The organism is Paenibacillus wynnii (genome assembly GCF_030812855.1).
GTDB classification, from domain to species: Bacteria; Bacillota; Bacilli; order Paenibacillales; family Paenibacillaceae; genus Paenibacillus_AQ; species Paenibacillus_AQ wynnii_A.
Genome location: NZ_JAUSTK010000022.1, coordinates 62,222 through 87,290 on the forward strand (window position 1 = coordinate 62,222; position 25,069 = coordinate 87,290).

The following is a 25,069-nucleotide window of genomic DNA, read 5'->3' on the forward strand; positions in this document are numbered from 1 at the left end:
GTCCTAAAGTTGAAGTTTGCAAGCTTTAATTATATCATTATGGCATACAATTGACAGAATTTTGAACCCTTATCCAGCTTGCCATATTTGCCAACTATAACACAAGAGGAGCCCTATTTATGCTTCATAAACATCTTAGCAAACGTACAATCAAGTCTCAAATATTCAGTATTGTTCCTGCTCTATTACTAGTACTTAGTTTGGCAATGAGCCCATATGCGTCTTCAACTGCACATGCGGCAGCACCGGCACCTTCACACATTGATGCTGTTCTACTCCTTGATGTGAGTAACTCGATGAACAAAAGCGACAAGAACAAAATTGCTAGTGAAGCCATGAAAATGTTCATCGATATGCTATCAACGCAGGGGGATAAGGTTGGGATTGTAGCTTATACCGATAAGGTGCAGCGGGAAAAGGCACTTCTGCAGATTAGCTCCGCCAGTGATAAGCAGGATCTTAAGGATTTTATCGAAGGTCTGGACCGCGGCGCCTATACCGATATTGCTGTAGGGGTGGAGGAAGCGGTTAAGGTTTTACAGAATGGAAGCGACCCAACGCATGAGCCGATGATCGTTATGCTTGCAGATGGGAATAACGACCTGAATGAAGCAACCGGAAGAACACAAAGCCAGTCGGATCAAGAGTTGAATGAAGCAGTGGAAGTCGCAAAAAAGAACGGATATCCCATCTATACCATCGGTTTGAATGCAAACGGCAAGCTCAATAAGCAAATTTTAGCGGACCTTTCAGACAAGACCGGAGGGAAAGCCTTTTCGACGGATTCAGCGGATGATCTACCCCAAATCCTGAGTGAAATTTTTGCCAGCCATCTGAAACTGAAGATTGTACCCGTTCAGTCGATAACTGCGAATGGCAGTTATCAGGATGTGACCGTGAATGTGCCGAATGCCAGTGTTTTGGAAGCAAATATTTCCATCATGTCATCACAGCCTGTTACCGCGAAGTTAACGGATCCATCAGGGAAAAGCGTAGCGATTCCGTCAGGAGATGTCCTGTTATCGAAGTCCAAAACATACAGCCTAATCAAGCTATTGACGCCGCAGCAAGGCGATTGGAAGCTTCAAGTGAAGGGGGTCGCCAAGGACAAGATCGATATTAATCTCGTATTCAACTATGATTTGGAGCTGAAAATCGATCCGCTGTCTGCGAATTCCTATAAAAAAGGAGACAAAATCGATATAACCTCCCATCTGTTCAGCAACGGGACTCAGGTAACACTCAGCAACTTGTATCAAAATATGAATGCGGTATTGCTGGCTACCGATACAGACACCGGGACGGTAGAGGAGATTCCGCTGGACAACTCGGGCGATGTTTTTAAAGGAACATTCGAGGTGAAGGACAATCATAATTATGAATTGAAAGTTCGGGCGGAGGAGAGCAGCTTTTACCGCGAGAGTGATACGATCAAGATTAACGCCAAGAGCGGGTCAGCGGGAACGGGCAGCGCCGGAGCTGGAACCGGAACCGGAACAGCGGGAGCTAATGAAGAGCCTACTGAACCTTCAAACTCATCCAAAGTCATTTATTTTATCATCGCTGGAGTTCTTTTGTTACTGGCTGCAGGGGTAGCCTTATGGATGCTGTGGAAGAAGTCTACACGGGGTTTTGTAGGTCAGATGGTATTGGAAGTGCGTGACGGAAATACGGGTGAAAAAACCTATCCTCAATATAAAAAACTAAACGGATTCAGAGGGAAATTCACCCTTCATCAATTGCTGCAGCTGGCGCCGGAGCTCAAAGAAAGCGAAAAGCTGATCTTCACACCCGGCAAGAATGACAGGCTGCTGGTTCGCGGCGGGGATGGGCTGACAGTGGAGAGATCAGGACGTAATACAGATGCCTCCCGGGGTATGGAACTGAAGAGCGGTGACCGGATTTCGGTGCTGCTGCCAAGCGTGGACAAGACGATTATGATCGAATATTTAGTATAGTACTGATTCGCAGAACTTATAGGGGGAAAGCATATGAAACCGGTAGTGAGAGAGCATATTCAGCAGTTGGACGTATCCCTTGGCGGGGGTATTGTGAGTGACAAAATCAGAGTGGATACCATTGACAATCCAATGCTGATCATAGGACTTGGCGGTACGGGTATCGACGCGCTGCTGCGTTTGAAATATCAGATTAACCGCCGCTTTAAGCTGCCTGAGGATCCGTTGTCCAAGAAGAAACGGGATAAGCCCGATAATGTGGAGTTTTTAGCTTTTGAGACCAATGAACAGGATCGCGGCAAAAAATACAAAGGCATTGGCCTCGACCCGCAGAATGAGTTTGTGCTGCTGGCGAATGCCGAAATCGGTGGACTGCTGCAAAACCGCAGCATTCTCGAGCCTTATATTACGGAATGGCTGTCACCTGAGATGAGTATTACTGACGGTATGAACGGAGCAGCGGGTGTAAGACAAGCCGGCAGACTGCTGCTGTTCACGAAGATCAATCAAGTGGTTGCCGCTATTGATAAGAAGATCAAGACACTCTCTGTCGGTACGAATAAGAAGCTGATGGTATTCCTGCTGACAGGACTTTCGGGGGGGACAGGCAGCGGTGCTTTTCTGGATATTGCCTATATCGTACGGGGAATTATTGAACGCGACTTCGGGTCCGCAGGTATTGACCGCGTCAACACCTTAGGGTATCTGTTCACACCGGACGTGAATTTAGCGAATAAAAGTCTTAGTGAGCATACCCGTGAATATATTCGCAAGAATGGTTATGCGGCGCTTAAAGAGCTGGATTACTGGATGAATGTGGATAGCCGCGGGGAGAGATTCCGCCAGCAGTACGGTAATATTTTGACGGTAAATTCACCGCTTCCTCCGTTCAATCTATGTCATCTGATCTCTGCAACCAACACCGAAGGCAAACTTCTGGAGAATGCCTATGATTACTGCATGAATGTAACGGCAGAGAATATCACGAACTTTATGGCCAGCGAGGAAAAGCAGTCGGGTGAAGAGTTCGCCATCCATGACTATATCAGCAACATCCGGACGAATATCGCCCAGATGAACAAAACCTATCCGGCTAACTATGAATACAACATCATCGGAGCTTCTTCCGCTGTGCTGCCTATTGAGGAAATGACAACTTATCTGGCGTTTCGGTTATTCGAGAAAATGGAGAATATGTTCCATCAGGCACCGGGTCAAGAGGATGTAGAGAAGTTTGCCCGCAAGCTGGGGATTGACCTCGACAGTATGATCAAGACCTTTGAATCACGGGTGCCGGAGCCGCTGCCGGGTTATCAGAACAGTGAACGTCTCAGCCATGCCAATGTGATCAAGAATCAGGTAGTCAGCATGGATACAGAGCTGGAACAGAACTTTCTGGCCCGTGCGCGTGAAGAATACATCAAATCCAAAAAGCAGCTTCCCGGCGAAATCGTAGGACGCTTCGGAGAAGAACTGGAACGGATCTTCCTGCATCCGGAGCAGGGTCCCTTTTACGTATCGCGCTTACTGTATACCGAGAAAGGCTTCTGCATTCTGAAGCTGATTCTTTCGTACATTGAGGCCTTACGTGAAAGCCTGCTTCGTCTGCCGCGTGATATTGAAACGGCGCGTGACAGCGCAGATGACAAGCTGGGCGATGCCCGCAGTGCTTTTGTATCGAAGGAAAAGAAGAAGAACGCCTATATCGAAGCCAAGATCAATGAATATTGGCTGCATGCAGATGTAGAACGCACGGAGCGCATGATTGAATTTTATGAGGACTTATATGAGCTTCTTAACGAAGAAAACAACCGGATTTACGGTGTGTTTACAGAAATCTTGAGTGCGCTTAGCTCGATCTTTGCCAAAAATGGTGAGATTCTGATCAATGGCGAAGAGCAGGCTGACCACAAAGGAAATAAGACGTACTACTGGAACATTGTTAATGTGCCGGATATTTCAGCAACGATCTCGAAGATCATGGATCAGAAAGACGGCGATGATCTGATTCGTGACTTTACCCGTGAAATGCTGAACCATTCCGGCCGTTGGGTGAAGGAGCAGGAGATTGATATTGTCCGCTCCATTTCAGAGTTCCTAAGTGATAAATTCGGGGATCTGATCACCCGCTCAATGGAAGATTTCCTGGTTATGAAATATGGCAACGAGGAGCCGTTGGACAAATTCGTGGAACGTATTGTCGCAGGTAAGCTGGATGAAGAAGCCGTACCTACCTTCCACCTTAGCAACAGCTCCGGCAGCCTGCATTTCCCGTCATGGGGTTTTGTATCCGTACCGGTTAAAGCGCCGGGAATCCTGAAGGGTATCCGCAACTACCAGAATAATGCGCTTGGCAAATCGCAGTTCACGATCAAGGAAAGTCAGGTTAAGAACCGTATTTTCTGGCTGAATACGCGTAATGGTGTACCGCTGTTTGTGTATACTCCGCTTCGGGTGTTTGAGGAAAATTATGAACGGACCATTCTGGATAAGGAAGGAATTGGCCGACATCTGGTACAGACGGATAAGAACAACTGGACGTATCTGCCTTCTCCTATCCCTGAGAAATCATGGGGAGATACTTATGTCAACAACCGTGTCCGTGATTATAACGCTAGAGTAAGGGCGGATTTCGCGCAGGCACTGGAGCTGGGTATCATCAAGGAAAAAGGGGTAGATGAGAATACAAGCAGCCGGTATTCGGTTATTTTCACCAAGCCTTTTGATCTTGAGTCGTTCCTTCGCGGCTATAATCTTCAACTGCAATCGGGACGGCCGAACATGGGCGAAGTGAAAAAGGCAGCAGATGATCTGAACAACCTGCGCGACAAGGGGTTGGAGCGTGAAGGCATTAAGGATATCTTCGGGAGCATTAATAAAGAGCTGGCTCAGGAGAATCTGATTCGATCGCCGCAGCTCATTTCCCGTGTGCGGGAGGAGCTGGCGAAGTATGCGGCACTAGCAACTCAAGCGGCAGAGCTGGAAGCCCTGCTTCATCAATTTTTGGATGAAGAGAAATGGATGGATCAATTCATTGAGGCACTGTATACGGACAGCATCATCAAGAAAGGTGCATTGTACGTGTATGACCGGGATGAGGAAGAGGATGCTTGGGAGCCGTTCGCCAATCTAATGAAAGAACGCAGCTATGTAGAGTTTGCGGTTTACCGCCATTTCCGTGAGCTGGATGAGAAAAGCCGCAGTGTGCTGCTGCGCAAGGCGGCACGCCGTGCCGGTGAAATGACCGCAGCGGAAGACGTATCACCGCTCCTGTATAAGCTGGAAGGCCTGTATGTCACTTTCCTTGAAGCACGAGACAGTCTTGAATATGAACGGGTGGAGCATGCCAACGGAGACGAGATGTATGGATTCTATAAGAGCATGACCGGCAAGCTAAGCAGCATCCGTAGAAAGCTGAAATAATCCTATGACTCAATCATTGACACTATCATATGCGGAGCAATATGCCGCCAGAGAAGAGGCACTGCAGAATAAGGGAGATGGACGCAGCAGCATTCATTATCCCGCCTTGTTTCTGTTCGTGGGCGACAAGGTAACTCCTGCAATCGGTCCCGTTCTGGATAGCTGTGAGCGGAAATGGGATAACGCCGGCGGCGTGATGGCGATCCATGCAATCCCTGAGGCCGGGGACAACAGACGAGCCGCCGACAGCAGAGCTGAACGAGTACAGCAAATGATTCTGCCAGGCACTGAAGGCCGCGATCAACATACCGTACGGCACGATATTTATCGTGAGTTTCATGAGCAGATCCGCTTTTTGGCGGAGATGAATCGTGTATTCCGGCGGATTAGCAACAGCATAGCGGATTACGGACGGCTCTATTCCTCCTTTGATGTAATCCATCTTTCTATTATTACGCGGGTCGATGACCCGCTTAATGTATTCTTGCCGGAGATCACTCTATTAGCCCGTGCTGTTCTGGGGCAATCCTTCAAATCGGTTCAGACGGATGTGTATGCATTAATTCAGGAACGGGAGCAGGGCGACCAGTTCGGCTATTCCAGCTCTGTCGGATTAGCTTTTTTGCGTGAGCTGGAGAATATGCAATCTGCGGATTATTCCTATAGTGCACCTCTGCTTGTAACGGAAGAGGGTTTTGCCATCCCTGTGAACCATGGACCTTCCTCACTGTTCGATCTCGTCTATCTGTTATCGGATAAGAATGAGCGCGGAATGCTGTCACTAGGGGGGATGAGCGACAACTACGAGATCATCTCTCACATCAGTCTGCTCAAAAACAGGGTGCGCTCTTCGTCCGATCCTGCCATCGGACAGGGTGGCTATAATAATATGACTTTTAAAAGCGGAATAAGAGGCAGCACAGGGCGGCAGAGTTATGCCTCAGCAGGGTTCTCCAGTGTGAGAAGGCCGAACCGGCAAATTGCGCTGGCTGTTCTGTATCATGTCTTTCGGCGTCTCGCAGCAGAAATGCGCGAAGGCAGTCCTTGGAGTATGCGTGAACGGCAGACTTTATTGATGCTTGATCCGGAGAGACTGCGGGAGAGAGCAGTGCAACTGCTGCCTGATGAAGAGGGAATTTCGGAAATGACGGGACTCATGAGTCATGGCCATCCCTCCTACAATGAACTGAAGCGAATGTCCCTGCAGGAAGCGGAGCATGTACTCTTCGGAGACGGCGGTGTGGCGTATTTCCGTAATAACTTTATTTCAGTGTCAGCCAAGCGGTTGGAGCCGTTTCAGCCTATGCGAAGCTGGAAGTCCTTGCTGGTGAATGGGGAAGAGGAAACACGGGCCGTATCGTTCTATCAACTGGCTGAATGGACGGCAGACCGGGATGCCGGTTCGGGAAGTGTTCTGGTTCAGCTGAGGCAGCATATGGGAAGCTTGCGATCCATGATTTCCGCTTGCCAGGAGGAATTGGAGGCCTTATACGCCGAGAATGTGGAAAAGCAGCCGTTCAAGCGTGTTCCCTTACTGGATAAACGTACTGTACGTAATTTCATCCATTATTTGTTCTCGACGGTCTATGGTAAAAAGTATGAACTTCTTCGACTGGAGAGTGAGCTTCTAGTATGCCAGCGAATAGAATCCGGCTTGGAACAGCTTCACGCTGAGTGTATAGGCAGGGTGAAGCTCATGGAAGAGCTTGAAGAGGAGCTTCGAGCTACTGCACTGAATAGCGTGGGACATACAGGGGATGAGATCGGTCAGAACATCATGGAATATTACCGGGTGGTCACAGATGCGGTTATGAACGATATGATGGTGAAACGTGGTGCCGGTATCTTTTTCAGTGAGCGTTATATGGGTAATATCTCGGCGCTGTTGGATAAAGGGAAGCATGCCGTAATTGAACGGTTGATCGATATCTGTCAGCGGGAGCTGTTGAAGGCGGAGCCGTTTGCTCTATCCTTTGAGGAAGAGCTGCTGCGGCGTGCCAATGTTGCGGCTGCTTATGAGAACCGTCAGGTGCTGTCCAGAGAAGAACTGTTCAAGCGACTGTACCGCAGTCTAGAAGAGGGCTCGGTCGTCAATGTTCGATTGTTCGAATACACGCAGGAGCATCGGCATGAGGAGAAATATTTCTTCGGTGATAGCGGCTCTGAATTCCTGCGTTATGCCTTCACCGTAGACGAGACCACGCGTATTTATCGGCTGGGTTTTGTTCATGAACAGCGCCGAAGTGGTGTAGAGAAGCTGAATCTGATGGGAGGCTTCCATCTGGAGGATCTTCTATACTATCGGAATGGCAAAATGTATTACGAAACCTATGTCTTGAACGGTTATAAGCTGCATGGTGTCGACCCTGGTCAGCTTCCTGAATTACGCTGAGGGGCAAGTAAACGCTACGGAAAGGATGAGTGAATATGCAGCGAAAGATCAATCTCCTCCTGCTCTTTTTCAGTTTAATCGGAGGCGGGATCGCTTTTGTAATTGGAGAAATTCTGTTGGCCCGCTGGCTTGATGAGATCCCTTCGATCCTCCTTGTCGGTCTTTACTTTGCGGTGGTCGGTTTGGGTGTCGGGCTAGGCTGTCTGATTGCGGAAATGGTATCTCCCCGACTGAATGGAGCCTCATGGAAACAGAGATATCTGGGCTTATCTTGGAAGCTTCTGCCGATTATGGTGGTTCTGCTGTTTGGCGTCGGTGCGGTAACTGAATTCGTCTATGAACTGAACTTCGGGGGCGCCAAGCCGGTCAAGGATGTGGTGCTGGTTATTGATGATTCCGGGAGTATGTTGCAGAGCGATCCCAATAACAGCCGCTATACGGCTGCACAAGCTTTAGTACAACGTATGGATAAGGATAATCAGGTGGCTGTCCTGACCTTCAGCGACATTGCGAGTGTAGCTCAGCCAATGACTTCATTGGCGAAACCGGCAGATATTGAGCGGGTAACCTCTGCCATTGCCAGTTTGCAAACGACGGAAGGCGGCACGAATATTAGCGGCGCTCTTTCGGAAGCGATGAGTGTTATTAACGGCGACGAAGCAGCGGACCGGGGGGCAATGGTTATCCTGTTGTCGGACGGGTTCAGTGAATTCGATACCTCGCGGGAATTGCAGGATTATTTGGATCGCGGCGTAAAAGTGAATACGATCGGTCTAGGGTTGGATGATCCGTCAGGATCTTACCTGCTGCAGGATATCGCCACAACAACCGGCGGACAATATTATGATGTTACGGATGCTAATCTTTTAGGAGATGTATTCCAGCAAATTTATGAACGTTTGGGTGACCGGACGCTCCTTACAGAGCGAACTGATGCTACGGCGGATAGTCCTTATTATGCTGCAGTGCGTATCTTGTCTCTTCTATTAATCGGTGCAGCGCTCGGCGTCGGCTTGGGAATCATGTTCGACAACCGCTATCTTGCCAAAAGTTTTGGATTAGGCGGTGCAGTATCCGGTCTACTTGCCGGTCTGATTCTTGAATTCGGACTGAGCGGACATTCATTCTTCAACGGAATTATACGATTGATTGCTGTTCTAATATTAGCTGGAATTATTGCATTGTTCACCGTTGTTGTTCCCATGGGGGAAGGTAGATTATCCCGAAGGGGTCAAAAGGGAGCAGAATCTAAAGCACCGGCATCCAATCATTTCCCTAAGCCGCGCAGAGATCGGAGCAGCAAAGGATTCTAGCGGAATTGAAAGGAGTTTATACATGAGGTACACCGAGACGGATGGCTCTACACCGGTAATCAGTGACGTAACTTCCAGGGTGGAGGATCGTTTCTGCACATTAAGATGGCGCTGGCCAGACGGTGTGCAGGCGGTCTGTATCCATAAGGCTGCTGCGGATGAGCATGAGAATTCTGAACTTCCACCCGGCGGGTTGAAGCTCTATACGCGGGAAGAATACAAAGCCAATAACGGGTATAGAGACCGATTAGATGATATTGGTCTAGTGTCTTATACGGTATTCGCCCGTCTCTCGGAGAACGGACAGACTGTGTTGTTGAGGCAGCCGGGGGGCGACAACCGTATTGTCGTCAGTGCAGGCAAAGCCCGCATCTATTATTCCATTCTCCATAAAAAGGGCTTGTTCCAGAAGGCCAAAACTGTACATATGGCGATTACGGCGGAAGTGCCTGTGGCGAGAGATGTTCTCTGCTATGTCAAAAAGCGGGGCGGCTATCCAGCGGGTAAAGACGACGGCATCCTCTTCCCTTTTGTGCAGGATTTCGCTGCCGGACGTAACAATCTGCCACCTATTGAGATTGGCAAGGATGACTTTGTGCGTATCTTTTTCACAGACGGGCGCAAGTACGGACTTTATTATGAGCTGGTGCCGGAGTGAGTCGGGGACCGTGTTGAGTAGCTCTGTCCGTGCAGGTTTTGAGTAAATTTATGAAGTTGAGTCGGGAAATTGTTGGTTAATTGCATTATCTACAACTAAAAAGCTCCATTTCCTCTAAAAAGATCACATAGTTGCATTCTGTACACTTATTTTCTCGGAAATCTGCATTTACACTCGTTAAACCTACATATAACTGCACAAAGTGCAATTATATGGCTAGATGCTAACTTCTGCTCCGAAATAATTGCACAAAGTGCAGCTATATTATTATTTTCAGCCGAGGATTCTGTCGGGAAGAACGCTACGAACGAAGTATGGTTTAAGGAGGAAGGAATATGTCATTTTTTAACCGCTTTATGAAGAAAGCTCAGCCGGCGCCACGTCCGCTTTTTTACGATATTGTATGTCCCTATTGCTTCACCAAGTTTTCACCCGACGAGGTTGTGTTTCGGGCTATGCATAGCCGGGAGGACGATGAGAATTATGCGCTGGGTGAAGATGATGCCTTGAACAAATACCGGGAACGGTTTGGTCTGGATTCAGTAGACGATATTGAAGCGATTATTAAACCTGTTGATATCCCGGAGGAGCATCACCATTTCACCGATCATGTACTCACCGGACTTACGGACCGCTACGGGGTACTTACGCGCAGACGGCTGTGCCCGTCTTGTCACAATGAGTTGCCTATTACAGCCGGTAAGGTGCCGAGCAACATTATCTCCATTATCGGGGCTTCCCAGGTGGGCAAGTCGGTGTATATGACCTCCTTGATTCATACGCTGCAGCATACAACGGCCGGTCATTTTGATGCAGCCTGCATGCCGCTGAATGCTGAGATCAGCCGCAAGTTCAGAACGCTCTATGAAGAGCCGTTATTTGAACGCGGAGATTTGCTGGCTTCCACGCAGAAGGAGAGAATGCAGGAGCCGTTTATTTTTCAATTTGTGTTCAAGGATGAGGAGAAGCCGCCGCTGACACTCGTCTTTTTCGATGTGGCTGGGGAAGGGATGGTCGATCAGGATTATCTCGGGCTGCACGGCCAGCATATCAAGAACTCCGCAGGTATCCTGTTCATGGTGGACCCGCTGCAAATTCGTTCGATCCGGGAGAAAATCCACATTAATCTCGGGGATCGTCCCGGTGAATGGGTATCGCAGTATGATGAGCCGCGTGATGTGGTGCTGACCATGTTCGGTGATTTTATCGCCTATCAGGAGAAAAGCAAGACCGATATCCCTACAGCTGTAGTCCTCGCTAAAAGTGATATGCTGCATTCTCTCAAGGATGAGGAAGGCGACTATATTAAATCGAACAGCAATGTGTTCAACAACTATGTGCACCGCAAGACGATTAATTTAGACGAGTTCCATAATATTGACGGTGAAATCCGCCGATTTATCGGGAAAGTGGATCGCCCCTTCAAGGATACGATGGATGTGTATTTTTCCAATACCGGTTATTTCGCCGTATCCGCACTGGGCAGTAATCCTGTGAATCAAAAGATCGAGGGTGTTGTCAGTCCCATCCGTGTAGATGAGCCGTTTATTTGGCTGCTGCACAAGCTTGGATTTATTGAGGGGAGCGACGGTTCGTGAATACTTCCTCAGGGTCCCGGATCACCCAGCAAATGTATACCCGCGAGCGGCGCGGGATTTATCGTTCTGCGGAGGGCTTTGATACGGTAGCGAAATCCGAGAGTCTGGATAATAACTTTGTCAAAAAAATTCTCCATCCCTTCTGCGTCTACGATGCACCGGTTGAGTTGGCCTCACGAGGTGAAAAGGACGAGTCGCAATACCCGTACGCTCTGCATCTTTTTCATACGGAAAGTGGGGAGACCGTTATCGGGCGCAATTGCTATCAGGCTGCGGACTTTACCGGACAGCGGAGCGCTTTTTTTGCCCATAACTTCGTGGTCCCGTCCACAAGGGCAGATGAAATCTTGCAACGCTACGATGATTGGCTGCATGCGGACTTCGCAGGAGAACTGGAAGGGGAGCCGGGTACGTTATTACCGGAACTGAACGCAATCCCTGTCCATCATGCGGAACACCGCCGTAAACCACTGGATGTTCTGCAATCTCTGGGAATAGGTGAAACCTTATTTAAGGGTATGCTTCAGGCTCTTATGACCTCCGTAGCAGGGAAAAAGAAAGTATATATTTCGCTGGATGTGCCTATTGAAGAGCTATCCACTTGGGCCGTAGAACTTACGGGAATTCTATTCCGTGCGCTGCCTTATGAATTCCGCCGCAGACTGGGTGTGATTACGTACGCCAATGAGCCTAAGAGCCGCAAATATATAGATCTTACCTTTGTAGAGAAGGGTTCCTTGCGTCAAGGAGACCGAAGCATCGAGAAGGACTTCACTTTTGATCTGGTGTCCGGACGTACGGCCAATGTAGATTTTGGGGAGCAGCGGCAGCCTTATGCCGATTTTGCCTGGACGTTACTGGTACGTAATGCATCTGCTTTGGAGGACTTTGGGAAGTTTGCGGATGAGATGCTGAGAGGAGAGAGCGCGGAGCGCTTAACTTCCTTGGCGCTCTATAACGAATTAGCCGTCTTTTATGAGATAGAGCAGGGTAATGAAGCCCTCTATGAGGATAACAAAAGCGCAGTGTTAAACGGGATTTTATCCTATATGAGATCTGACGGTGCACTGGATTCCAAGGTAAGGTTGAACGATTTGTTCCTGGAACGATTTGACCGTGAATTCGACCTTATCCGGCAGAAAGGAATTCTTGTTCCGGCCATTATGGAAAGCTTCAAAGCCTATTTTCTGCTAAAAGGCCATAATTATAAAGGCAAAATCGTAGATTACTTCATCAATGGAATGCTTAACAGCCAGGCTGCCGGCCGTGAGGATGTGGTTAGTGCAGCCTATGAAATCGTGGAGAGCAATGATGAGCTTAGCCGGGCCTTTTTTGCAAAACTGCTTCCGCAGCCGATTTTTCGGACAACCTTGTTTGAGCCTTATATCGAGCAGCGTCTAGCAGCAGCAGGACGGGCAGCGGACATTTTGAGCTTCGTGACCCGATGGGACCGCTTCCTCCCGGAAGCACTTCAGCAGCCTTTTTTCCGTGACGCGGTGCGTGATTATTTACTCGAGAATCTTCTGCAGGAAAATGATCTTGTCAGCGCAGTGGCGGTGATCCATGAAAAGGTATCAAAGGCAGAAAAAGACCGACGCAAAGGACCCGGGATCGGTTCAGAAACGCTTTCCCTATTGCAATTGATGGCAGCAGCGGCAGACCGTTTTCTGCTAAATTCCTTATCCGTGGAGGATGTGTCCCGGGACCAGCTCCTGGAGATTTCCTTTGTGCGATATCCTGAAGAGGTTGCGAATTGGCATCCGCCGCTCGATTATGTAAGTAAACGTAAAGCGAATGTCCTGCGGGCCGTTTACCGTTGGTTTGGGGAAGAGAGCCCAAATGAGCAGATTTTTGCCCAACTGACACCGCAGGAATTGGATGATGTGCAGCTGCTGGGCCGCCGATGGTTGAAGGAGTCAACTCAGGTGGAGCCCTTTGATCAGCTTCCGCTGGCCTTCTATTACAGCAGTGAACGTGAGGGAGGACCGCTGGACTATGATGCACTGCTTGATCTCATTCGGCGTAAAGCAGGTTCTGACAAAGAAGGGGTCTACCGTTTTCTAGCCTGGTCGGAAGGTAACCCATTATTCACGCTGAGTGCTAAGAAGCTTCAGCCAGGTTACCGAAAGGCGATTCTGAAGTATTTATTGAGCCATGACCGTGAGGCCTTTAAGAATCGGGATTTCCGCAAAAGCTATGTAGCAGCCGCAGGACCTGCGCTGCAAAATGTATATAATGAGGCCCGTGTTCAATTGGCTTCGCCGCTGGCGCGGTGGATACGCCGCAGTCGATTTCAGCTCCTGATCTTGACTTCGTTCCTAGGTATTATAATTATCGTATCTCTTATCTTATTCAGTTTCCTCGGATCTAAAGGGGAGACGGCTCTTCCGGAAACAACCCCGCTGCCAACAGCAGTAGGAGGTAATGCGGATCAAGGTGTCGATTCAGCGCTGGCGGCTGTCTATTTGAAGGGTGCTGACGGTAGCAATAATGAAGGTAAAAGTCAGTTAGTCTTTACCTTTGCCGAAGCTAAGGATTGTGATGCATTCAACCCTGCCGAGATTAGTGTCGAATCTTCAGATGGGGTCAGTGAGTCCTTCAAGGTTTCCGTGTTGAAGCAATCCTGTACGGTCCCCTCAGCAAGTCCTTCTGCTGGTGATACCGGAGAGGATAATGAACCTGCTGTTTCCACTGAGCCCATGGCGACGGCAATCGCTGTACCTCTAGCCAGTTCTCCCTTCCGAGCGGAGGTAACACTAGAGTCTAGTGCGACTTTAGTAAAAGGGAATATGATTAAAGCCGGGGATTACTCGTTAACACTCTTTGCCGATCCCGAAGCTGCCGGAACCGTAAAACCTGATCCGAGCGCAACACCTGAAGCTAGTGCAAGCCCTGATGCTACAGCTGAATAATAAAACTCTCACTCCTGAAAACTGCAGGGCTTAATCCGCCGGTAATTGCTGCAGCTTTCAGGAGTTTTTTTGGCATACAAGACCGAGACACATAATATTCACACTTAAATGTGATTAAAGTCATTTATAATTAACCTATCATGTAAGGGGTCGTAAATTGTGGTGGTTCCCAGTGCGGGTAGGGAGGTTGAACCAAATGAAGCAAAGAATATATAATATTGTGATTTTATTAGTGATGGCTCTGTTTGTGCTGCCGGCTCCGGTCAGTGCCCATGCAAAAGTTCTACAGTCTGTCCCTGCAGCAAATGCTAAGCTTCAGAACTCCCCGTCGGAGATTAAGATTCAGTATAGTGAAGGATTTAATGCTGAATTAAGCAAAATCACCTTGCAGGATGCCGCCGGCAAGCCGATAACAGGTAAGCTAACCTCAGGGACGGACCAATGGTTAATCTATCAAATTCCGACACTTTCGGGAGGCGCCTACACGGTGAAATACCAAGTGCTCTCGGAGGATACGCATGTTACGGAGGGCTCTTTTACATTCACAGTGGCTGCGGTGAAGCCGACAGCAACTCCGGTGGCAAGTACTCAACCTACGGATGCCGCGGCGGGAATTACAACCACACCTTCACCGAAGAGCACTCCTAAGGTAGTAGAACCCACTCCTACAGAGGGAACGGTAGATGAGATTGAACCAAATATACTCATTAAATCGTCCAATATTCTTAATCCTGTACTGCGTGTAGTGGAAGTGCTGGCTGCCATCGCTGCCGCAGGTTTTATTATTTTTCGTTATGGAATATGGGGTATCCTGCACAAAGAGGAGGCGCCACCGTTATTCTCCAAGCGTAATGAGAGAGCACTTTACATTGTGGTGTTAGTCCTATTTATACTATCTGGAATTCTGCAGGCTGGCATACTTACGGATCAGCTTAGCGGACCGGGAACGGGTTCCTTCTGGATCTTATGGCAGAAGATTCTAACGGATACACTAGTCGGCGCTGCTTCCTGGCTGCGGCCTGCCGCTGCTGCAGTCTTGCTGTTAACTACCCTGGGTTCCCGAAATCAGGGACGGTTGGCTTTTGTAGTGAAGCTATCTGCAATATTCATCATAATTCTGCTGTTTCCTATGACCGGGCATGCGTATGGGGCTTTAAGCGGCGTAACTTATGCAGTCATCTCGCAGGTTTTACACATTGGAACAGCTGCTGTTTGGTTTGGTGGATTAATCGGAATTATGGCTGCTATTCAGAGCAGGAAGCAATCCGGATTGAATTATGAGCAGCTGAACAGGCTGATATTACGCTTTTCATTTATAGCCCTGCCATCTGTGGTCGTAATAGCGCTCAGCGGCGTTTTTCTGGCCTTACTAAGAGTCGGCAGCTGGAACGCTCTATTTCACAGTGAATACGGGCAGATCATTCTGGCTAAGTCGACGATCGTTTTATTGATATGGATCATTGCAGCCTACCACCGTATGGTGTTACTCCCGCGTATGAAGAATATTCTGGAGGTCAGTCCCACCGATAAGGATCTGGAGATTCCGAGGCGGTTTATTTTAAGTGTCCGAGCGGAGATTATAATGGCGGTCACTGCGTTTGTGCTGGCAGGCATGCTCTCTACGACTCCGCCACCTGAACAAGCACTAGAAGCTGCACCGGTCTATTGGCATGTTATGGGGGAGTCGGCCCATATGTCGATGAGAGTAAATTTCAAGGAGGACATAGGTCAAACTCTCCAACTGGATGTGTGGCTGCCAAGCGGAATGGGCGCTCCTAGCGGAGTGGAAGTTCAACTCAACCATTCGGGTGAGCAGGACGTAAAGTTAGCTGTACCCTTCAAGTATAAAACCGGAGGACCGGACCCGTACGGCTATGAGGGCTTTGACAAATATACATACAGGGCGGCGGGTCGTTACTTTACCGAAAAGGGAGAATGGAAGGCTGTGATCACATTTACAGACTCCAAAGGAGAGGCTCATAGCTATGAAAAAGTTATAACCTTGTAGGGCTTCCCTAGGAATACCACAGCTTTTCTATAGACATATACGGGGATTATGGATATGATTATTGATATTAAAAATTAAATAGTTTGTCGTAAAAAAGGGTGCGGGTCCACAGCAGGGCCTGCTTAAAAGGGAAGTCCGGTATAATCCGGCGCGGTCCCGCCACTGTAAATGCGGAGCGACTCTGTCCTAAGGCCACTGTTCAAAAAGAATGGGAAGGCAAAGAGAAGCGTGGAGGCATAAGCCAGGAAACCTGCCTTTTTTGTTACAGTTTCTATTCTTCGTGGGGTAAGAATAAGGAGCATACTAATAGGGGGTCTGTGTCTTAAGCAATGGATACAACCTCCTAACACAGTTGTTCTTCAGACCGCCCTTCAGGGGCGGTTTTTATGTTTTTCCAGTTATTCCCCAAAATCACACACAGAAAGAGGTTAATCATGAAGCGAATTTTATCTTCCAAGTCCTTTGCGCTAGGCATGGCTTTATTAATGGTCATTTCGATTCTAGGTACATCTTTTGCTCCGTCCGAAAAAGCTTATGCCGCAGAGCCGAGTCAGGCAGTTACGGCAACTACTGTATCCGAGGCTACTTATGCCGTCACAGCCGCTATTTTAAAACAGGGAATACAGACAGACTGGCAGGCAATGGCGTTGGTTCGGTCTGGCAATAAGCTTCCTGCAAGCTACCAAACCGCTTTTGAGAGCGAAATTAAAACAAACAAAGGTACATATTCCAACGTTACGGACTATGCACGCAGAGTGCTTGCCTCTACGGTGATCGGAATCGATGCTACGAATATTGCGGGATATAATCTCGTAGAGAAGATTTACAATAATGATCGCATGAATAACCTAGGCATTAACGGTGTTATTTTTAGTCTCCTGGCGTTGGATTCCGGTCATTACAGCGTGCCTGCCGGTGCACAATGGACAACAGATAAGCTCGTTAGCCAAATTGTATCCAAGCAAAATCCGGATGGAGGCTTCACTCTTTCCACCGGGGCGAGCGATCCGGATATTACGGCGATGACTTTAACGGCTCTGTCAGCTCATTTGGACAATCCTGCAGTAAAGACTGCCGGTGAGCGCGCAATTGCTTGGTTATCCCAAAAACAGCAATCCCACGGGGGTTACGGGGATAGCAGCGAAAGTGTATCCCAAGTCATCATTGCTCTAGCATCAAATAAGGTTGACCCTACAGAACAGCGTTTCACGAAAGATGGACATCATCTAATCGATAGATTGCTCAGCTTCCGTACTGCTGATGGAGGTTTTGCCCACACGCTTTCCGGGGGTTACAATGCTCTTGCTACCGAACAGGCTTTACAGGCTTTGGTTGCGTACCAGCTGTATGCAAAAGGTGAAGGCAGCTTCTATAATTTCCCGCAGCCTGTGAAGCAGCCCCTTGCTGTATCGGCTACAGTCGTTATTGAAGGGCCGCAGGGCTTTATTGCTGAAGGCAATGTTCAATCCGTCAGTGCGCTTGATGCTCTTAAGAAGCTGACGTCAGATAAGAAAATCGCTCTTGAATTAACGAGCAGCTCTTTCGGTGATTATGTGTCCGGCATTCAAGGAACAAAAGCCGGTCTATATGGCGGATATGACGGATGGAATTATGCAGTGTCCCGCGGAGGCCAATGGATATTCCCAAGTGTTGGCATGAGTGATTTCATCCTTCAGGGATCTGATCGTGTAGTTGTCTATTACGGGGACAGTGAGACCCAGGTTGTAGGTGCGGTAACCGTTGCTCCGACTAAAGTGGCAGCCGGTAAATCATTTACTGTGAACGTGCAGAAATCCTCCCTGAATTGGGAGAGCGGTAAAGTAATTAGTGTTCCAGCTAACGCTGTACAGGTCAAAGTGGGCGCGATAACCGTGACCACAGATACTTATGGAGCGGCTGTCTTCCCGGCAGGATCGAACGGCGGGGTTCAGACCTTGACGGTAACGGGTTACAGCCAAGGTAAAGCCCCAAGCGTGGCACGTTATACACAACGCTTATTAGTATCTCCGGTATTCGCTGATCAGAAGAGCATTTCTTCATGGGCCACAACATCCGTTCAAAATGCCATTGAAAAAGGGCTGATGGAAGGGATTGGCGGGAGCGTCCTTAACTTTGCACCAAAAGAGAACATTACGCGGGCGCAGTTCGCAGCCTTGTTATTGAGATTAACGAATAACTTGCCGAGCGGGGCAACGTCGGCATCCTCGTTCAGCGACGTGAAGTCGGATGCATGGTATTATGGATACGTGCTGAAGGCCAAGGAACTGGGTATCCTTGAAGGCGTAACGGCTACAACCTTCAAGCCGAACGGAATCATTACCCGCCAAGACATGGCTGTAATGATTACCCGGGCATTCAAGCTGCAGGATTCAGATTCAGCTTCAACTTTCAAGGATCGCAATTCAATCAGCAGCTATGCTTTGTCATCCGTAAATGTGGTAACAGAGAGCGGTTATATGACAGGCTTCAATGGAGCATTTGATCCTTCGGGCGCTGTTACTAGAGAAATGGCGGCTGTAGTTGCAGTTAGACTTCTAAATATTAAATAAGTGTTGTATAAGTAAGTTATAGTTTTATTTAACGGAACGGGGGAGTCTATGCAACCCTCGTTCCTTTCCCTTTTTAGGAGGTGTGATCTTAATGACTAAACAAGCGGTACGCCGTTTCTTATTTGTTCTGTCTGTAATTCTTTTAGTAGGTATAATCACAGCTGGATGTGTATCAGACAAACAAGAGTCCTCGGAACAAAATAGGGCTGAAAGCTCATCGGGGATCGTATTACAGACTACAGCTCCTGCCTCTGGAGATGCCACAGCACCCTCACCAAGCTCTGAGTCAGAAGCCGGTGCAAACCACTCGACTCCAGCTGTAAAGTCATCTGAACCGGCGGCAGGCTTGGATCAAGACGCTCAAGAGACTCCCGTCTCCAGTGGCTCTCCAGCTTCTACACAAGCTCCAATAGCTAGGGAGGACATAACTGCAGCCCCATCTACTAAAGCCGACGCTATCAAGACGCCAGCCCCTACCAAGGCTCCGGTTGGTGTGAAGGAGAGTCCCTCACCAACCGTTAGACCTACCTCCAGTCCTTCCGCCGCTCCGGTTGGAAGCACCGAGAAAGCAAGTACGGTTACCTTCTCTATCACCGGGGATTCTGAATCCGGGGTGATTTTGGCTCCTTCTGTAGTTGAGGTGAAAGATGGAGATAGTGTTATGGATCTCTTGAAGCGGATTACCCGCAAGAATAAAATCCAGATGGAGTTCAAGGGAATCGGCCCGGTTGCCTATGTAGAAGGTATTGATAACCTCTATGAGTATGACAAAGGGGCAGAGAGCGGCTGGATGTATCGGGTAAACGGGGTATTCCCTAACATAGGCGCAGCGGGCTATACCGTTAAATCCGGGGATCGTATTGAATGGCTGTACACACTTGACCTGGGCAAGGACCTTGGAGCCAAGGCGCCATGAGCAACGGCTTTCGGTCTGTACATCCGTCGGTTGCATTGCTGTATTACGTAGGGTTGCTGCTGTTTGCGACCCTTTTGTTCCATCCTCTGTTTCTTCTAACGGAGCTGGCGGCTGTACTGAGCTTGCTTCTTTTACAGGGTCAGGGACGTCATCTGCTGCGGGGTCTGCCTTTTTATCTGCTTATGGCGGGGTCGGTGGTTCTATGGAATCCTTTATTTTCACACAGGGGCTCCCATATTTTGTTCTATGCTTTCGACCAGCCGATTACCCTCGAGGCCATTCTGTACGGTCTGATGATGATGCTCGTGTTATTGACCATAATGTTCGTCTTTATATCCTATAATTTTACGATGACTACAGATAAATTCATGTATTTGTTTGGAACCGTAGCTCCGAAAAGCGCACTTCTAATTCTAATGACCATCCGTTTTGTACCCTTGTTTCAAAGGCGGCTGGGTCAGATTACGTTAATCCAAAGCTCCAGGGGCATTAGCGTTAGCTCGGGGAAATTGCGCAAAAGAATGTCTGATGGCATGACGCTGCTGAAGGTACTGTTAACCTGGTCGCTGGAGGAAGCGCTGCAAACAGCGGACTCCATGAAGGCGCGGGGCTACGGCATACGTAAACGCAGTACCTACGGTATTTTTAAGCTGGATCGCCGGGATATCATAACCTTGATTTGTTTAGCTGGCAGCGGCATGCTCACATTAATTTTTAGTATGCAGGGATATGGAATGGTAGAAATTTATCCCCGTTTAAAAACTCCGGTCTATACGGGAGGAGATGCTGTGATGTACGGCAGCTTCTGTATGTTCTTATTGATTCCCGTAGGGTTGGAAATAAAGGAGAAGTGGTTATGGAGATCATTCGAACGGAGGGACTTTCCTTCAGTTATCCCGATCAAGAAAGGGCCTCATTACATGACCTCTCGTTCACGGTAAACGAAGGTGAATTTGTGGTGCTCTGCGGTCCCTCTGGATGCGGCAAAACCACTCTCTTGCGCCATCTGAAACGAGAACTGAAACCGGTTGGAACCTGCGAAGGTGCGATTTGGTATAAAGGTCAGGCCATGGATGAACTAACACCGCAGACAGCCGCTGAGGACATAGGCATGGTCTTTCAGAATCCTGAAGCGCAGATTGTTATGGATACAGTGTGGCATGAGCTGGCCTTTTCGATGGAGAATATGGGTTACTCTCCAACCGTTATGAGGAGCAGATTGGCGGAAATCGCCGGATTGTTCGGGCTGGAGCCATTATTATACAAGCCGGTGCATGAACTGTCCGGTGGACAGAAGCAACTGCTGAATCTGGCCTCTGTATTGCTGCTTCGGCCTAAGCTGCTGCTGCTGGATGAACCTACTTCACAGCTTGATCCTGTGGCAGCCCGTGAATTTATTCATATGCTTCACCGCCTCAACGAAGAGATGTCCATGACTGTGATCATTAGTGAGCATCGGCTGGAAGAGGTATTCCCGATAGCGGATCGAGTATTGCTGATGGAAGAGGGATCTTTGAAGGCCGAGGGTACTCCGAGTGAGCTTGTGCAAAGGATTGGTCATGAAGAACAGCAGAAGCAGCTCTCCTACCTTCCAACCGCTTCCCGGTTGTTTCTAGCGCTTTCACCACCAGAGGAGAGAGTCGCCCAGCAGTCTATACCCCTGACTGTGCGTGAAGGCAAGCGTTGGTTGCATGGACAGCTGGCATTGCTTAAGAATTATGGACACGAATCAGCAGTGGAGAACATTGTAACCGTAACCGACAGCTTCCGTAAGGAGCAAGAGACTCTGCTGAAGTGTCAGGAGGTTACTTTCCGTTATCAGAAGGAAGGGCCTGATATTCTCAGTAAGCTGACACTTAACTTATATCGCAACGAAGTTCTGACTATCCTCGGCGGTAACGGAGCAGGTAAATCTACTCTGCTTTATCTGATGGCCGGGTTATCCAAACCGCAGCGGGGCCGGATTACCCTTGCTAAGGGAGTCACCGCAGGATACTTGGCGCAAAATCCCCTGCTCTATTTCAGCCAGGATACAGTCAAGGAAGAACTGCTGCATATGGCGAGGTATGCCGGGTTATCAGAAGCTGATTCTCAGCGGGAGATTGCAAAACTCCTGGATATATTCCAGCTTCACGAAGTGTATGACAGCCATCCGCTGGATATTAGCGGAGGGCAGCAGCAGAAGGTAGCGCTGGCTATGGTGCTGTTGCTGACTCCGGATATTCTGCTGCTGGATGAGCCGACTAAGGGTCTGGATCCCGGGGCCAAGGAAAGGTTGGCCAGCCTTCTGAAGCTTTTGCGCGAGGATGGGAAAAGCATAGTGCTGGTTACGCATGACGTGGAATTCGCGGCAAAATATGCCACACGCTGCGCAATGCTATTTGACGGGGGCATCACCGCGGAAGGGCCGCCGGATGTTTTTTTTAGTGCCAACTATTTCTATACCACGGTTGTAAATCGTATTGTAAGAGACTGGCTTCCCCAAGCATTGACTATAGAGGATGTGACTTAATCAAAATGCTGCGTTTTCGCTACCCGCTTTTTATAGCTTTGGCTTTATTTGTAGTAGGTCTTGCTTTAACCGCTGCGTTGCAGGATCGACACTACATCCTTCTAAGCCTTGTGCTGCTTGCTGCGGCCCTCTTTCCGCTATTTGTAAGATTGGAACGCCGATCCATTGAATCGCGGGAGCTGGTGCTGCTGGCTGTGTTGTCAGCCGTGGCTGCCGTAAGCCGCATTCCCTTCGCGGCATTGCCTAGTGTGCAGCCGGTATCCGCAATTGTTATTCTGTCGGCGTATGTGTTTGGAGCTGAGGCGGGTCTGATCATCGGAGCCATGGCGGCGCTTGTCTCTAATCTATACTTTGGACAGGGCCCATGGACGCCTTGGCAAATGTTTTCGTGGGGGATGGTGGGACTTACGGCAGGCTGGCTGCGAAATACCAGGTGGATGAGAAGTAAAATAGGGATGCTGGTCTTTGGTTTTATTTGGGGCTTTCTCTTTGGCTGGATCATGAACATTTGGTACATCATCAGTCTTCCGGATGCCTTTAGCTGGGGACTTGTGGCTGCAGCATATGCTTCCAGTTTTTACTTTGATCTAGCACATGCCTTATCCAATGTATTCTTCCTATCTATCCTAGCGGGGAGCTGGATTAAGGTGATGGAGCGTTTTCGTAAAAAGTACGGGCTGCTACAGAGGGGATAAATTCCACTTATGAGATGAATAATTAAATAGTTCGACAATATATTTGTTTTTTCGACTTTTTTCATGTGATATTTCTTCAAAATTTATTCATTTCTGCCGATGATAACTCTAGAGTATATTGAGAGGGCGGGAATAGAGAGATGAAGCAATTAAAAGTAAAATTTAAAATGGCACTGCTAATGGTCATAGTAATTCTAGTCATGATAGGTGTTGGAATCATGGGGGTTCTGACTACTGCAAAGATGGCGGATAGATCGCAGGAAACCTATAAGGAGAGTTTGCTGCCGATATCTAACGTAAGCCAAATGCGTACTAATAATCGTGCAATTGAGTCTTATGTACTGGAGATACTGCTCACTAAGGATAGTGCAGGCATAGAATCCTTAAATGAAAAGATCGATGACAAAATAAAGAAAAACGACGAGATACTAGCGCTCCTTAAGGCTGAATCCTTTAAGGACATTAACATAAGCAATCAGTTGAACGAATATATCAAATTATTGCCGAGCTACAGAGCTCAGTGGGATCGGATCATTCAGCTTGGAGAGAAGAACCTGAATGAGGAAGCATACACATTATACTCTGGGGACTTCAGAACGTACCGTGAGAAGATGATCGATATGCTTAAAGCTGTTTCCAGTTTACTGCTTAAGGAAGCTGAAACCCACGATGCAAAGAGCGCGTCCGATGCGAGCAACTTTAGGACATTAAGCTTAATACTTATTACTGTTGCGTGGATGTTATGTGTTGGAATCAGTATTGTGATTACAAGATTAATTACAAAGCCTCTTAAGGAGTTGCAGGGATTGATGCAGCGTGCCGAAAAGGGGGATCTAACAGCATCGGTTATATATAATTCCAAAGACGAGATAGGTGTAATTAGTCGTTCCTTCAATAGAATGGTAGTTAGTCTGCGTACGATGATGGTAGGAGTAGCCGATAGTGCTGAGATGTTGTCTGCATCCTCTGAAGAAATGAGCGCCAGTGCAGAGCAGACCACAGTTGCTTCCAGGATGATTGCGGAGACCTCTGGTGAGATAGCCTCAGGTTTTGAAGAGCAATCGGACAACATTAGTCGTACTTCACAAGCTGTACAAGCCATGACCGACGATATTTATTCCGTTGACCGGAGTACCTCTGAAATGTTAAGCCTCATGAGTGTTGTAGCCGATTCTACAGATCGTGGTGCTGTTGCTGTAAATGAGATTATGGATCAGATGAAGGAAATCGATGCAAGTGTTTCGGGAAGTCAGGCGATTGTTAGTAAACTTGCCAGTCTGTCAGAAGAAATCAATACTATAATCACAACTATTAACGGGATCGCGAGCCAGACCAGCCTATTATCACTTAATGCTTCAATTGAAGCGGCTAGAGCAGGAGAGCAGGGAAGAGGTTTTGCGGTAGTTGCAGGGGAAATTCGTAAGCTCTCTGAAGCGACCGGAAGAAGCTCTTTGCAGATTACAGACATTATTACTCACATTCAGAAGGAAACAGAGAGTGCGATGAAATCCATGATGTTCGGCTCACAGCTGGTATCAAATGGGGTAGCCCAAAGCAATTTGGTCTCACAGGCCTTCGGCGAAATCCAAACCTCCATTAAGAATGCAGCACTGCAGACGGCGGATATACGGACGGCTGTTGAGCATATTTCCCGGGAATCGCAGGGAGTGAAAGTGGCCATGGAGCAGGTAAATGCGATCTCGAATGCTGGGGCCGAAGGGATTCAGGATACTAGTGCAGCGAGTCAGGAACAATTATCAGCTATGGAGGAAATGACGAGTTCAGCACAATATCTGGCCACTTTGGCGGAGGAATTACAGAAGAGCTTGTCCGGCTTTAAACTATAGTTCAGAAGAGTTGAAGCGTGCTGGCTCGGCAATCATTATTCCAGAGTTGATGGGACATCCCTTTTTTAAAATAGGTTTGAATGTGGGTTGAAAAGAAGTTGGATGTGGATTGAAAAAAAAGGTGCGGGTTAGTTGCACTTTATACATCTATTTGATGCCATACAGGCTTCCCCGGGGACTTAGTTGCACTTTGTGCACTAGACATGCATAGAACCTTACACGAAATCGAAAAACTAAAAAAGTAATAATTTTACAGTTGTGTTTTTTGGATAAAGTGAAAAAAATCAA

Annotated in this window: 14 protein-coding genes and 1 riboswitch; all 14 genes read left to right on the plus strand. The window is 48.2% G+C overall.

The genetic code is table 11. The features are described 5' to 3' along the window. Positions 1 to 119: 119 nt before the first annotated feature. The 14 genes from J2T20_RS18575 (at position 120) to J2T20_RS18640 (ending at position 24,781) form a co-directional block, all read left to right on the plus strand. A complete protein-coding gene (locus tag J2T20_RS18575; RefSeq protein ID WP_373457831.1) occupies positions 120 to 1,958 on the plus strand; it encodes a VWA domain-containing protein in 1,839 nt (612 codons plus the stop codon). A 33-nt stretch (positions 1,959 to 1,991) separates the two neighbouring features. Then, on the plus strand, positions 1,992 to 5,381 hold the full coding sequence (locus J2T20_RS18580) for a tubulin-like doman-containing protein (RefSeq protein WP_307590835.1): 3,390 nt from the start codon (positions 1,992 to 1,994) through the stop codon (positions 5,379 to 5,381). A gap of 4 nt (positions 5,382 to 5,385) precedes the next feature. Further along, positions 5,386 to 7,773, plus strand: a complete 2,388-nt coding sequence (locus tag J2T20_RS18585) for a transcription initiation factor TFIID (RefSeq protein ID WP_307590836.1) — start codon at positions 5,386 to 5,388, stop codon at positions 7,771 to 7,773. Positions 7,774 to 7,808: 35 nt separating this feature from the next. Then, the gene (locus J2T20_RS18590; RefSeq protein ID WP_307590837.1) at positions 7,809 to 9,086 is read left to right on the plus strand and encodes a vWA domain-containing protein; all 1,278 of its coding nucleotides are present in this window, start codon (positions 7,809 to 7,811) and stop codon (positions 9,084 to 9,086) included. A gap of 22 nt (positions 9,087 to 9,108) precedes the next feature. Continuing rightward, positions 9,109 to 9,744 (plus strand): beta-mannanase, encoded by a 636-nt coding sequence (locus J2T20_RS18595; protein ID WP_307590838.1) that lies wholly within the window; start codon positions 9,109 to 9,111, stop codon positions 9,742 to 9,744. A gap of 335 nt (positions 9,745 to 10,079) precedes the next feature. After that, positions 10,080 to 11,342: a hypothetical protein gene (locus J2T20_RS18600; RefSeq protein ID WP_307590839.1), complete on the plus strand. Its 1,263-nt coding sequence runs from the start codon at positions 10,080 to 10,082 to the stop codon at positions 11,340 to 11,342. Next, entirely contained in the window at positions 11,339 to 14,254 is a 2,916-nt protein-coding gene (locus tag J2T20_RS18605) for a GAP1-N2 domain-containing protein (RefSeq protein WP_307590840.1), read from the plus strand. Before J2T20_RS18600 ends, J2T20_RS18605 begins: the two co-directional genes overlap by 4 nt. Positions 14,255 to 14,450: 196 nt before the next feature. Then, complete coding sequence (locus tag J2T20_RS18610; protein ID WP_307590841.1) at positions 14,451 to 16,262, plus strand: copper resistance CopC/CopD family protein; 1,812 nt, start codon at positions 14,451 to 14,453, stop codon at positions 16,260 to 16,262. A 78-nt stretch (positions 16,263 to 16,340) separates the two neighbouring features. Continuing rightward, positions 16,341 to 16,534: riboswitch (cobalamin riboswitch) on the plus strand. A gap of 162 nt (positions 16,535 to 16,696) precedes the next feature. Further along, complete coding sequence (locus tag J2T20_RS18615) at positions 16,697 to 18,811, plus strand: S-layer homology domain-containing protein (RefSeq protein ID WP_307590842.1); 2,115 nt, start codon at positions 16,697 to 16,699, stop codon at positions 18,809 to 18,811. A gap of 91 nt (positions 18,812 to 18,902) precedes the next feature. After that, positions 18,903 to 19,727 (plus strand): DUF4430 domain-containing protein, encoded by an 825-nt coding sequence (locus J2T20_RS18620; protein WP_307590843.1) that lies wholly within the window; start codon positions 18,903 to 18,905, stop codon positions 19,725 to 19,727. Beyond that, positions 19,724 to 20,668 (plus strand): energy-coupling factor transporter transmembrane component T, encoded by a 945-nt coding sequence (locus tag J2T20_RS18625; protein WP_307590844.1) that lies wholly within the window; start codon positions 19,724 to 19,726, stop codon positions 20,666 to 20,668. Before J2T20_RS18620 ends, J2T20_RS18625 begins: the two co-directional genes overlap by 4 nt. Then, a complete protein-coding gene (locus J2T20_RS18630) occupies positions 20,584 to 22,239 on the plus strand; it encodes an ABC transporter ATP-binding protein (RefSeq protein ID WP_307590845.1) in 1,656 nt (551 codons plus the stop codon). The genes J2T20_RS18625 and J2T20_RS18630 overlap by 85 nt, the downstream gene beginning before the upstream one ends. Before the next feature lie 5 nt (positions 22,240 to 22,244). After that, positions 22,245 to 22,934, plus strand: coding sequence for an ECF transporter S component (locus J2T20_RS18635; protein ID WP_307590846.1), 690 nt, complete (start codon positions 22,245 to 22,247; stop codon positions 22,932 to 22,934). A 140-nt stretch (positions 22,935 to 23,074) separates the two neighbouring features. After that, complete coding sequence (locus tag J2T20_RS18640) at positions 23,075 to 24,781, plus strand: methyl-accepting chemotaxis protein (RefSeq protein ID WP_307590847.1); 1,707 nt, start codon at positions 23,075 to 23,077, stop codon at positions 24,779 to 24,781. Positions 24,782 to 25,069 lie beyond the last annotated feature (288 nt).

Excerpts from the sequence above, each read along its gene's own strand:
- J2T20_RS18610 (WP_307590841.1), top strand. The coding sequence starts at position 14,451 with ATGAAGCAAAGAATATATAATATTGTGATTTTATTAGTGATGGCTCTG.
- J2T20_RS18600 (WP_307590839.1), top strand. The coding sequence starts at position 10,080 with ATGTCATTTTTTAACCGCTTTATGAAGAAAGCTCAGCCGGCGCCACGT.
- J2T20_RS18625 (WP_307590844.1), top strand. The coding sequence starts at position 19,724 with ATGAGCAACGGCTTTCGGTCTGTACATCCGTCGGTTGCATTGCTGTAT.
- J2T20_RS18620 (WP_307590843.1), top strand. The coding sequence starts at position 18,903 with ATGACTAAACAAGCGGTACGCCGTTTCTTATTTGTTCTGTCTGTAATT.
- J2T20_RS18635 (WP_307590846.1), top strand. The coding sequence starts at position 22,245 with ATGCTGCGTTTTCGCTACCCGCTTTTTATAGCTTTGGCTTTATTTGTA.
- J2T20_RS18585 (WP_307590836.1), top strand. The coding sequence starts at position 5,386 with ATGACTCAATCATTGACACTATCATATGCGGAGCAATATGCCGCCAGA.
- J2T20_RS18595 (WP_307590838.1), top strand. The coding sequence starts at position 9,109 with ATGAGGTACACCGAGACGGATGGCTCTACACCGGTAATCAGTGACGTA.
- J2T20_RS18590 (WP_307590837.1), top strand. The coding sequence starts at position 7,809 with ATGCAGCGAAAGATCAATCTCCTCCTGCTCTTTTTCAGTTTAATCGGA.
- J2T20_RS18580 (WP_307590835.1), top strand. The coding sequence starts at position 1,992 with ATGAAACCGGTAGTGAGAGAGCATATTCAGCAGTTGGACGTATCCCTT.
- J2T20_RS18615 (WP_307590842.1), top strand. The coding sequence starts at position 16,697 with ATGAAGCGAATTTTATCTTCCAAGTCCTTTGCGCTAGGCATGGCTTTA.
- J2T20_RS18630 (WP_307590845.1), top strand. The coding sequence starts at position 20,584 with ATGGAGATCATTCGAACGGAGGGACTTTCCTTCAGTTATCCCGATCAA.
- J2T20_RS18575 (WP_373457831.1), top strand. The coding sequence starts at position 120 with ATGCTTCATAAACATCTTAGCAAACGTACAATCAAGTCTCAAATATTC.
- J2T20_RS18640 (WP_307590847.1), top strand. The coding sequence starts at position 23,075 with ATGAAGCAATTAAAAGTAAAATTTAAAATGGCACTGCTAATGGTCATA.